This window comes from Labilibaculum sp. K2S, assembly GCF_030372765.1.
Classification (GTDB): Bacteria; Bacteroidota; Bacteroidia; order Bacteroidales; family Marinifilaceae; genus Labilibaculum.
Window position 1 is genome coordinate 457,879 of sequence record NZ_JAUCMW010000001.1, and the last position, 10,953, is coordinate 468,831.

General features: G+C 36.9%; 11 protein-coding genes. 2 read left to right on the top strand and 9 right to left on the bottom strand.

The genetic code is table 11. The annotated features are described in order from the left end of the window. Positions 1-56: 56 nt before the first annotated feature. The 7 genes from QUH73_RS01745 to QUH73_RS01775 form a co-directional block, all read right to left on the bottom strand. Positions 57-848, bottom strand: a complete 792-nt coding sequence (locus QUH73_RS01745) for a mechanosensitive ion channel family protein (RefSeq protein ID WP_289528746.1) — start codon at positions 846-848, stop codon at positions 57-59. Between the two features lie 49 nt (positions 849-897). Further along, entirely contained in the window at positions 898-2,664 is a 1,767-nt protein-coding gene (locus QUH73_RS01750) for an APC family permease (RefSeq protein ID WP_289528747.1), read from the bottom strand. A 416-nt stretch (positions 2,665-3,080) separates the two neighbouring features. Next, a complete protein-coding gene (locus QUH73_RS01755) occupies positions 3,081-3,632 on the bottom strand; it encodes a hypothetical protein (protein WP_289528748.1) in 552 nt (183 codons plus the stop codon). Further along, entirely contained in the window at positions 3,629-4,000 is a 372-nt protein-coding gene (locus QUH73_RS01760) for a hypothetical protein (RefSeq protein ID WP_289528749.1), read from the bottom strand. The genes QUH73_RS01755 and QUH73_RS01760 overlap by 4 nt, the downstream gene beginning before the upstream one ends. Positions 4,001-4,059: 59 nt before the next feature. After that, complete coding sequence (locus QUH73_RS01765) at positions 4,060-5,451, bottom strand: S41 family peptidase (protein WP_289528750.1); 1,392 nt, start codon at positions 5,449-5,451, stop codon at positions 4,060-4,062. A gap of 38 nt (positions 5,452-5,489) precedes the next feature. After that, the gene (locus tag QUH73_RS01770; RefSeq protein WP_289528751.1) at positions 5,490-6,002 is read right to left on the bottom strand and encodes a GRAM domain-containing protein; all 513 of its coding nucleotides are present in this window, start codon (positions 6,000-6,002) and stop codon (positions 5,490-5,492) included. A 42-nt stretch (positions 6,003-6,044) separates the two neighbouring features. After that, positions 6,045-6,509: a hypothetical protein gene (locus QUH73_RS01775; protein ID WP_289528752.1), complete on the bottom strand. Its 465-nt coding sequence runs from the start codon at positions 6,507-6,509 to the stop codon at positions 6,045-6,047. 734 nt (positions 6,510-7,243) lie between these two features. Between QUH73_RS01775 and QUH73_RS01780 the strand changes: the two genes are divergently transcribed. Then, on the top strand, positions 7,244-7,456 hold the full coding sequence (locus QUH73_RS01780; RefSeq protein WP_289528753.1) for a hypothetical protein: 213 nt from the start codon (positions 7,244-7,246) through the stop codon (positions 7,454-7,456). A gap of 185 nt (positions 7,457-7,641) precedes the next feature. Further along, positions 7,642-8,379 (top strand): DUF6261 family protein, encoded by a 738-nt coding sequence (locus QUH73_RS01785; RefSeq protein WP_289528754.1) that lies wholly within the window; start codon positions 7,642-7,644, stop codon positions 8,377-8,379. 242 nt (positions 8,380-8,621) lie between these two features. On the opposite strand, the gene QUH73_RS01790 is transcribed toward QUH73_RS01785, so the two are convergent. Together QUH73_RS01790 and QUH73_RS01795 are read right to left on the bottom strand one after the other, a co-directional pair. Next, positions 8,622-9,314 (bottom strand): ABC transporter ATP-binding protein, encoded by a 693-nt coding sequence (locus QUH73_RS01790; RefSeq protein ID WP_289528755.1) that lies wholly within the window; start codon positions 9,312-9,314, stop codon positions 8,622-8,624. Positions 9,315-9,320: 6 nt separating this feature from the next. After that, entirely contained in the window at positions 9,321-10,784 is a 1,464-nt protein-coding gene (locus QUH73_RS01795; protein ID WP_289528756.1) for a DUF5687 family protein, read from the bottom strand. Positions 10,785-10,953: the final 169 nt, after the last annotated feature.

A 10,953-nucleotide genomic window follows, 5' to 3' on the forward strand; every position in this document is an offset into this window, starting at 1 on the left:
AAGAACCCCTCAGACTTTCAGCTCTGAGGGGTTTTATATTTCAACAATATTGCAAGCTAATAAAGGCCGTTTTTAGTAAGATCCTCAATTGTTTTTATGAGAATCTGCGACTTAATCTGCAAGTGATAAGCTTTGGATTTTGATTTAAAAGTATCTATCCAATACAAGATTTTCATGTTCACAGTAGTTGCAGTAAGTTCATCAATAACGATCATGGGTTTTTTGTCGCCACTCAAAACCTCTGGTACTTCAGCTAAATTACTTTTAATAATGTCTGAAACTTTTTTAAAGTCGGTATTGTATTTTAGGCCAATGTTGATTTCATATCGTAAAAAACCGTCAATTGTATAGTTGAATAACGGAGATTTAATGATCTGAGAATTTGGGATGAATACATCCTTTCCATCTAGTGTTTTAAGAATACTTTCCCGAAGATTAAGCTCACTCACGTAACCAATTGTCCCATTTGTCTCAATTAGGTCGCCGACTTTAAACGGACTCTTAAATGCCATTAATATCCCGGAAAGAAAATTTTCACCAATATCTTTAAAGGCAAAACCAATTATAAATGTAGTGATTCCGGCACCAGCCATAATGTTTTTGGCTATTCCTCCCAGTCCTATGATATGAAGAAAAAAAACAAATCCGGTTATGGAGATCATAAAAGCAACAACTTTTCCCAAAAATTCAGCAAGTAGGGGATTTTTTGTTTTAGGCTTAATTTTTTTAATTGCGATTTTCTTTATTAGCCACGAAACCAGTATAAACAAGAACAGGACGATTCCTCCCAATCCAATTTTGGGCAGTAGTTCTATTGTTTTGTTTGATATTTCCTGTAATTCGATCATGTTTGTTCAGATTTAATTGTAAGAGTAAAATAAGATCTTCGAAATGAATTTAAATGATCAGTCTTACGCCACCTAAATCTTCGACTTTATAAAGGAAATGATCTCCCGGTGATGCAATGAACATGAAGTTGATGGGAACTTTCCATTTATTCGATAGTTCTTTGATCAGAACAGGTCCGAATTCTCCTTCAACAATTAAGGCTTCCACATCAATTTCCGGGTACTCTTCGTCGATGATTGCAACCATTTTTTCAAAACTGCTTATAAACTGCGATTCATCTACGTTGGAAGGAGTGGCCACATGAACTATTTTTAGGCTTTTTGTGTGTTCGTTGTTTTTAATATATAACATTACCTTATTTAATACGGCTATATTATCACGTTTTGCAAAGTAGACGAATTGCTGGGCGTTAATTGAATTAATTACATTGTTTAGGTGGGTACTAATTTGCAGAAACCAGTTTTTAATGTAATTAAAAATGTAAATGGAGACCCCTAATAAGGCTCTTAGTATAGCAACCCGATTTAGCATTACAGAAATGAAAATAATGGCCGGGATAAAATAACTTAGAAATACGCTCACATTCGAAGGAGCATTTTCACTCTGAGGTTTCATCATAATATTTCCAATAAGAGCAACTACTACAGCTATAATAGCTACAAAAACACTCAGCCATTTTGCTGTTTCCGGACGCGGAAGTTTAGCTCTGCGAACCTTTAGCAGAATATTACCAAATCCGAAAAGAAACATAACCGATAGAAAGGAAATGGTATAAACTCCGGCTAAAACCCCCACATTACCATTGGTAATCAGTAGAACGGAAACCGAAAGGATAAAGAACATAACAATGATTCGGTACGAACTGCCTTTTTTGTTTTTTCGCAAGAAAAATTGTGGTAAAATCCGATCCAAAGTCATTCGTTCAAGCAATCCTGAAACACCAATGTAAGAAGTTAAAACAGCTCCGCTCAACACCAAAACAGCATCAAGAGAAACGAGTGTTGACAACCATTCTCCGGATGATAAACTACCCATGTGCGACAATAAAGTTGTAGAATATTCTGATCTAATTTCCGGAATAGGAACCAAACTTAGGGCAAGAAATGCCATTAATGGGTTGATGATACTTACCACAATCCACATGTTTAAAAGTGTTTTCCGGAAAACTCCCGGTTGCTGTTCTTCTACAAAATTCGCAGAACTTTCGAATCCGGATATGCCCAGCATAGAGGCAGAGAAACCCAAAAATATTGCCATGGTAATACTGCCTTCTACAGGCAGGTTCCAATTTTCAAGGAATTGGGAAAATCCATTTTGAAACAAATAGATGATAATAAATAATGCCAATACGGACAATGAAAAGAGATGGAAAATAAAGATGCCGGTAGCCACTTTCGCGGATTCTGTAATCCCGGATATGGTGAGGACTGCAAAAACCAATAGGAGACCAACCGTAGCCATAATAATAGGCAGCTGAGTAAAAACGTGATGAAAGTAATGCATTGCTTCGTTTGCCGAGATCACCGCAGTGGCCATGTACGAAAGTATGGTTAGGGTTGCGGCTAAAGAAGCTGTTGATTTGCTTGTGGTGTTTAGCAATGCATTGTATGCACCTCCGTTTAAAGGAAGAGCACCAACAACTTCTCCGTAAATTTTTCTGAAGAGAAATAGAACCACGGCCACAATGAGTAGGGTGATCCATGCATACTGACCTGCAAAGCCAATGGATAAGGCGGATACATATAGTACGGAGGAGCTGATATCATTTCCGCAAATAGCGGTTGAAGCTAAAACGCCAAGTTTTTTCTTGTTCATTTATAGATTGAATTTAATCGTTTAGTTGGTTTAATTTTCAAAATAATTTATTTGCATCAATTTATCGGAATTATAACGAAAAAATCAATTTTAAATAAAAATTGAAAGTACATAAAATTTAAGATTAAAATATATATTCGGAAATACAGTTTGATCACCCCTTCGCCTGTCGGCACTTCTCATCAAGAAGGGAAGACTTTGTTTGTGTGGGTTTATTCTTTTTGTAATCACCTCAACCCCGACCCTTCTCCTCAAGGAGAAGGGAGTGTTTCATATTCAAATTTATTACATTAGGAAGCTGTATTCTCCTCTCCTGAAAGAGGGATAGGGTGAGGTTCTTGAGGATTTATTCATTTATTTTGTTCGACATTTGGTTCGGGACAAAGGCCAGAGGGGTGCATTCTATTTAAAACACTCTAGTGCGAAACCAACACCCCAACCAATATTCCTACACCTACACCAGCAATACCAGTCAGTAATTTTTGACCCCGGGCATTCCATTTTTCTTTGCGGATCAGCTCATTGGCACGATCGAGGTTTTGTATCGAAGAATCGAGAGATTGTTGAGTGTACTGCAATGTTTTTTGCGTGCTTTCCAATGATTTTTGGGTGTATTCGATAAAATCGAGAGTTGTTTTTTCGCTTTGCCTGCAGTTGGCCAGTAGTTTGTTGTACGATAATTCGTGTTCCTCCAAACGGGTTTCGTAAGCCTTAAGCAGATTTTTGCATTCAATATTATCATCTTCCAAAGTAGCTTTGTGGATGTTCTTGTAAAACTCGTATCTCGTTTTATTAATCAGATACATGGTATCGCAAACTACAACCAACGTATCGCCAACCACAAGCTGCAAAGGCGATTGGTTTGATGTGCAATACTGAAGCGGAGATTTTTTTAGCCCCACGTGCTCTTGAGCGCCGGCAGTATAGTTAAATGCTAAAATAATCAGCAATAGTAGAGTGTTCTTCATAATTCGAATGTATTGGCGTATTTTTGCAGTTCTTTTTTCATTTCTTCTTTTTCCAGAATCTGCTCTTTTAAAACTTTCAGTTCTTCCTTATTTCTGGTACTTCGTTGCTGTTCTTCCAACTCGAGAATATCGCGTTCGTTTTTCAGAATTTTCAGCTCATTTTCGGTAAACTCAAGTTTGTTAAGCACAAGTGTTAAGGATTGCTGTGTTTTGCCGATGCTGTCTTTTAAAACAGACAGTTCTTTGTTTACCTGATTGATGGTATTTTGCGTTTCTTTTAGTTTGCTGTTGCCCGATACCACAAAGTAGAGCACCACTACCACTAAAATAGTGAGCACAAGAGTGAGGGCATTTTTAAATTTTTCCATAAGGAGTGGGGGATTGATTTTTGCTGTTTCTTGAAATATGTATTGCTTACTATGCGAAGTCAATTGTTAGTTGTTAATGCTCCTTTTAAGAGCAAAACAATTTCTGACAGTTCAGAATTTGGAGCTGCGAGAATAAAATCCGGCAACACACCTTCAGTAAGTTCTCTGTTTCCGTATTGAATAAATTCTTTGGCCGAAACAACGAATGTAAGACCTGAACAGGGGAGTGTGAATGTTAAAAAATCGCCATAGTATTTTATTGTTCCTCCGGTAGGTTCACCAATTATTTTCCCGATGTGATATCTTTTAACAGCTCCGGCAAAAGTGGCTGCTGCACTATTGCTTCTGCCATTTACTAAAACAAAAACCTCACCTGTAAATGGAGAATTGGTTTTGTGGGGTGTCTGTATCAACAGGCTGTCACCAATGTGATAAAGCGAATCTGCAGGAATACCGGCAATCAGTTTGTAAAAGTCTGGTTTGCTCTCCTTGTATTTGCTTTTTAGTTCGAGGCTGGGACGAACCGAAATGGATGAATACTGAGAGTAAGCTTTGCTCGTTAAATAATTTAGTAAACTATCAACACTGGAGCTTCTGCCACCCGGATTATCACTTACATCAATAATCAGTTTTCCGCACTTATTTTCCTGTATGCTATCGAAAGCATGGCGCAGAAAAGAAGCTAACTTTTCAGTATCGTAAAAGGAGGCAATTTTTAAACAGGCAAATTCATTGTTTTCAGAAAACTGCAGACCGAAAGACTTTTCCTTTTTCGGTGGATAAAGCTTATTCTTTAGCTCAAAATATTTATCGTTAGTTACCGCTTTGCAAAGTACTGCAGAATCGAAGCCTGCTATTTTAAGTTCGTATTGTTTGGTTTCGCCGTATAACATCCAGCAGCACATTGCAAAAAGCCGCTCAACCGATTTATCGCCGCTGGTTCCGTTTTTATTGCCTGCTAAAACCCGCACATCATGCAGTAGTTGTTTCGAATCAATCGAGTTGATGGACAGAAGTTCAGCACCTGCAATTCCATTTACGGCTTGTTCGGCAAAGTATTCGTTTATATACAGTTTGTTGTTCCTGACCCGAATGCTAAACGGCATGCTAAGGCCTCCGTTCTTCATGTAATTAATTCTTGTCGAATAAGGGAAATAAAGAGCAGTATGATCATCGTCCACCTCCGATAATAATTTCGATAGAATCACAAAGCTTTCCATTTCACTGATACTATCGGACAGATGCCCGGATAACAAATCGTATTTTGCTTGCCACTGCTTGGCGAAATCCTTATTCAAAAACTTAGGATGAACATTTGCCAGTTTCTGATGTAAAAACACAAGATCTTGCTCCATTTCCTGTTTTGCGAAATAGTTGGGCACATATTGTTGAGCCACAGTAAGATGCTGCAAACAAATGTACATTACTACAAAACTAAGTGTTCGTTTCATGATTCTGATGATTTTCCGAATTTGTAACTGGCTTATTTTTACTTTTTCAATTGCTTCAGCCATTCATCCCGGTCGTTCAGCACCAAATCGTATTTCGTATTGTCTTTTGTTACTACCCGCAAGCCATTGTCCATAATTCGGCTTGTTTTTCTTTTACTGATTTCTGTAATCTCACTCAACTCTATAGACGTTTCACCCTTTTGAAAATTGTATTTGTGAGGGTTGAAAATCAATCGTTTATTGGTTAAAAACAACTTGCCTCCAACAGCTACCAAAGCTCCACGAAACAAACTGGCACCATCTTCAAAAATGATCGTTTCATCGGCATGCATTTCTGGATTTTTAACTTTAGAAAGCATTTTTGGCACTAGTTTTTCCAACACGAAGGGAAAACCTATTCCAAACAGTATCGTGAAAAATAGGGTCTGATATAAAACACTCTTGATGGTATAAAGGTCAAATATGTAATTCAGAAGCAGAAGTACAATCCCATAGGGGATGCCAGATAACAAGACAAATATGATTCTTTGTTTAAAATTTAATTTTTTCATGGGATTGATTATTAGACTATTTTTTGTTATTTATGTTTATTGCTATATGAATACTCTTCTTAATTGGGTAAACTCCTCAAAATCTAATTTTAATTCGTCGATAGTGGGTGTCGTATCTATTTCACTTGGACTATTATGACCAGCAATCGAAATACAACATTTCTCATAAATGTCATTTATCTTACCTTTGTGGGTGTCAATTTTGTGACCTTCTATCCTTAATATTGACGGGAAAGCAATGCCTTTTTTATAGCGTTTAACTATTTTTTTCAACAAATCATCTTCAACGGCTATTTCAATGGCTGCACGTAAATGACCATACCCTTCTGATGCCAATTTTTCTTCGTCTTGGTCGGGCGAAGGGTTTGTACTAATTATCGCCTTAAGTTTTTTCGTATAGTACGAATAAGAGTTTACTTCTTCTATTTTACTCCAATCTCCATTTGTTTGAGCCCATTCCCAAAGAAAGTCTACAATCTCTTTTTTATTTGCTGTTGTTGATGACATTATCTTACAATTAGTTGGTTTAGTCTTGAATTTTAAGGAGATATAATAAAATATCTTTGCAATGGTGCTTCTTCTCTTTTATTTATTAAAATGTGTGTTTCTAATACTTGTTGGCATGCCTTGTATTTCCTTCAATATAAAACCCCAATCCGCTTCTATATGTAAAAACTCCTAGCATTTCCTTAAGCGATCCCCAAGGTAAGCATAAAAATAAAAGTACAAGTGTTTTTGTTTATTAGAATCAGTCCTAATAATTGTTTGCAGGTTAAGTGGCCGCTTGCACCTGCACAAAGTGTTTGCCGTTATTCCTGATGAAGGGGCAATTGTTTTATCCTGAAAAATAGGCTTGTTAGTCAGTATTTTTGGTCTGTTTGTTTTATTTTTTCGATTTTAAGTCTTATTTGTTGGTTCAGTATCCGTTTAACGGTAAAAACAAAACAAATGCATTTTTTTTCATCATCCGCGAAAGCGCATGTTTACTTGGTTTTTCACAAAAATACGACATAATAATTGGCGTATGTATGAAAAAAACATGTATTAAAATTAATATTGTTCAATTATTATTATCTAACTTAGAAACCGTTTTGTTAAAATAATGACTCGGCCGAGGCATTTGTTTCACTAAAAGGAAGTGTAGAAGAAGTTGGGGGAGGATGAAACCAGCAAGCATCATCAGCGAAGGGTATATTATTGTGCTTAAATTGAGGAATACCCATGTTTAAAGGGTTTTCGCAATGGCAATAGTGTCCTCGCTTTGGAGCGGAGGTGTTTTGAGCATAATAATAGTGTCATTTGCAGACTGCGAAGGCGTTTTTTTTATTGTAAAAGTATTATCGCTTTGGAGCGGAGGTATTATTGGCATAAAAAAGGTGGTTTTTACTGGTGCGAATGCCTTTTTTCCAATCCAAAAGCTGTTTCGCAGCAATGCGAAGGGGGTTTCGAAATGAAAATGGAGTCATCTGCTTGGTGCGAAGATACTTCCGACATACTGATACCTGCTTCGCTTTGGAGCGAGAGCATTATCGTCCTAAAAATGGGGCAATGGAACAAATGCGAAGTGAGTATTGTGTATTGATTTACTGTCTTCGCCAATTAAATTGAAGGTTTTTATCGAATTTTAAAGTATAAGAAAATGAAAATTGAGGGTTTTAGTATAAGTAGATTCAGAAATGCTGAATTTGTATCGTTGGGAAGTGATGTAGTTGCAATTACCAAATCGTACGATTGGGTAGGGCTTGGTATTCCTGGTTTTTATACCCGGGTTGAAACCAGTTTGAATAATTTGGTGGTTCAGTTGAATAAACTGAATACGACAACAGAAACTGCCGGAGCGGGTCTTGCCGACAAGCAGTTTAACAATGCATGGAGGGCTTTAAAGTACATTTGTTTGTGTTACGAGCTGCATCCGAATGAGGATAAGCGCAAGGCTGCTGCTGTTTTAATCAATTTGAGTAAAACGCATGGCTACAATTTGCATCAGGAGAGTTTGCAGGAACAAAATGCAAAAGCAAAAATGTTTTTAGCCGATTGCGAAAATGTAGAGGAAGCAAAATTGGCAATACAGCAATTGGGAATTAAAGATATTGTTGATAATGTGCAAATAGCCTTGGATGCGCTTGTTTTGATTCTTGATGAACGAAACAGTAAAAATGCGGATCAGAAACGTGAGAACGACACCAAATTATTTCGTAAGGAACTTACTGAAAGTTTAGATGGAATGTTTAAATATATGGAATCTATGTCGGGTTTGGTTTCGGGTGGCGAACTGGATACTATGATTAAAAAAATTAATGAGAGCATTCTGAAATTGGAAATGTCGCAAAATATGAGAGGCCGCCGCAAATCGGAAGAACTTGCTGAAACAGAATAGATTTTTTGGTTTTTAAATATTGCAATATGGTTTGATTAATTGCAATGTCCCCCCTTACAGATGCTTAGCTGTTTGGGGGATTTTTTTGAGACACCTCAACCCCGACCTTCTCCTCAAGGGAGTATTCCACAATCAAATTTCCTGCATTAGGAAGTTGTATTCTCCTGAAGAATAGGGATAAGGAGAGGTTATAAATGCGAGAATGGGGTTCAACCAATGAGATGGCTCATCCGATAAATTACTTAGATCAGGGTAAAGTAACTTTCCAATTCCTCTAACATTTCCTCGGTATTGTTTTTATCTTTCACAATAATTCCATCTTCCAGCAATAAAATTCGGCTGCAGACTTCGGTTACATGATTTAAATCGTGACTCGAAATAACAGCTGTAATTCCATTTTCCCGCAGTTTTTTTAGTTTTGATTTCAGCCATGACTGAGAGCTGGGGTCGAGGTTGGCGAAAGGCTCATCGAGGATCAGAATCTCGGGTTTTATCAATAAAGAAGCCAGTATTCCGATTTTGTTTTTATTTCCTGCCGATAATTCCCTCAGGTATTTCTTTGCAGTGATGTCGTCGGTGTAAAAGTTCGCATTTTCGTGCAAAAACTCTTTCACATCAGAACTGTTTTTGCCGTGCAAACCTCCAATAAATTCCAGATATTCAATGGGGGTTAGAAAAGGGATTAAAAAACCTTCATTCAGAAAAGAACCCGTATAAGTTTTCCAATGATCAGACTTCGAGACCAATTCACCTTTTGAACTTACACTTCCTGCTGAGGCTTCAATCAAATCTAAGAGTAAACTTAGCATGGTTGTTTTTCCTGCGCCATTATTGCCAACCAAGCCAATGCATTCGCCTTTGTTTATTGTAAGATCAGCAATGGATAAAACAACGTTTGGTCCGTAAGCTTTTTTTAAGTTGCTAAATTGTATCATATCTTTTTATTTTTGCCTAAAACCAACGGCCATTTTATATTTTCTTTTAACTAATTGGGTAAGTATAATTTGTATCAGGAATTTGTTGCACGCAATTGCAATTAGCCCTGTAATTCCCAGAGCGTAAATTCCGTACTGTGGATATCCAATGCTTGAAAACAGCAACTGAAAAAGTGAGGGCAATGCAAACAGAGGTATGATGATAAGAAACTGGCTAATCCCCATGCCTTCGTAATTCATGAACGTACCTTTTCCCATGTCGATTCGGGATGTGCTGAATGAACTTGCATAAGCCAGTAAAAAAAAGGTGATGCCAATGTTGTAAAATAGAACGGCTGTATTGATAAGGGCTATTTTATAAGAAATGAAAGCGTAAGGCAGGGTAATAAAATAGCAGGCGATACAAATGACGGCAAAAAATAAGAATTTCGATTTGATGTAATTCTTCAGAGAGATCTTATTGACGAGGAAACTATCAAAAAAGGAACTATTCCACGCAAACATCAACTGTGCATGGTTAAAAGCTGCGGCTGCGGTCAATAGTACTCCGGCAATAATTAATATGTAATAATCATTTAAAGACTCTTCTTTATAAAACAGAAATCCGTACAGTAAAAATACAGCTCCCAGCATCATTAATGATCGGGGTCTTTTGTTTCTCAAGGTCATTTTTAGCTCAATACCTATTAAATCGCCAATTTCGCCATATCGATTCAGAAAAGAAAAGCTGCCGATTCTTCTTGTCTGACGGCTGATTATATCTTCGATGTACGAATTTCGTTTCAGAAGATGATAAGCAATGGAATAGGAAGCTGTTGCCATGGCTATTGGAACAACCAGTAAAACCGGATGCAGGTTCAGAAACGAAAACATTTCTGAAAACGAATCTGAAATAGAAATCAGATTTGCGATATCGCAATAAACCAATACAGCAACAAAACCCAAAATCAGAAAGATGAGTGCAGGTTTTTTCGTGAAATATTTCTTCAGAAAGAAAGTCAAAAAATTATTTGCAGCGATGAATGCAATAACAACAAGAAACCAGGTAAAGCAATACAGCGGACTTTGCGTATGGCATATCACTTTAAGGAAAAAAGGCAAAACTAGTAGAAATCCCAATAAGTTCATAAAATTGAAAACACTTTTCACTAAAGGATAATGCAGGAGAGTGCTCTTTTTTATTGGCAGGCTAAGGTATGCTTGTATTGATAGAATGGGAAGTGGTTGAAACAGAAATCTCACGATTAAGTCGAAGGAGAAGAAGTAGAACAGGATTCGATTGTAAGAATCAATCACATTGCTGTCTTTATAGGTTTTTTGAAGTATTTCATCGGCAAAATAGCCTAGTGCTATAACATTTAGCAAGAGGTACAAACCTATAATTACGAGTAGAATATTCAGTGCGATGCTCTTTTGCCAAAATGTGGAACGTTGAGCTTCTTTCCATTGATGAAGGAGTAATTTAAACATGTTTCTGTTAGAAAATTTAGGAGGGAGTAAATATAATAATTTTATTTTGTTAGTATAATTTTTAGGGTTTTATTTCATTTTACGTTTTCTATTTTGATTTACAGCTTTCGCACCCCTTCGCCTGTTGGCACTTTGTTCACAATATTATTTCAAATTGCGTTCACGATCG

Coding starts and splice junctions, on each gene's coding strand:
- QUH73_RS01750 (WP_289528747.1), bottom strand. CDS start 2,664: ATGAACAAGAAAAAACTTGGCGTTTTAGCTTCAACCGCTATTTGCGGA.
- QUH73_RS01785 (WP_289528754.1), top strand. CDS start 7,642: ATGAAAATTGAGGGTTTTAGTATAAGTAGATTCAGAAATGCTGAATTT.
- QUH73_RS01775 (WP_289528752.1), bottom strand. CDS start 6,509: ATGTCATCAACAACAGCAAATAAAAAAGAGATTGTAGACTTTCTTTGG.
- QUH73_RS01770 (WP_289528751.1), bottom strand. CDS start 6,002: ATGAAAAAATTAAATTTTAAACAAAGAATCATATTTGTCTTGTTATCT.
- QUH73_RS01795 (WP_289528756.1), bottom strand. CDS start 10,784: ATGTTTAAATTACTCCTTCATCAATGGAAAGAAGCTCAACGTTCCACA.
- QUH73_RS01755 (WP_289528748.1), bottom strand. CDS start 3,632: ATGAAGAACACTCTACTATTGCTGATTATTTTAGCATTTAACTATACT.
- QUH73_RS01745 (WP_289528746.1), bottom strand. CDS start 848: ATGATCGAATTACAGGAAATATCAAACAAAACAATAGAACTACTGCCC.
- QUH73_RS01790 (WP_289528755.1), bottom strand. CDS start 9,314: ATGATACAATTTAGCAACTTAAAAAAAGCTTACGGACCAAACGTTGTT.
- QUH73_RS01760 (WP_289528749.1), bottom strand. CDS start 4,000: ATGGAAAAATTTAAAAATGCCCTCACTCTTGTGCTCACTATTTTAGTG.
- QUH73_RS01765 (WP_289528750.1), bottom strand. CDS start 5,451: ATGAAACGAACACTTAGTTTTGTAGTAATGTACATTTGTTTGCAGCAT.
- QUH73_RS01780 (WP_289528753.1), top strand. CDS start 7,244: ATGGCAATAGTGTCCTCGCTTTGGAGCGGAGGTGTTTTGAGCATAATA.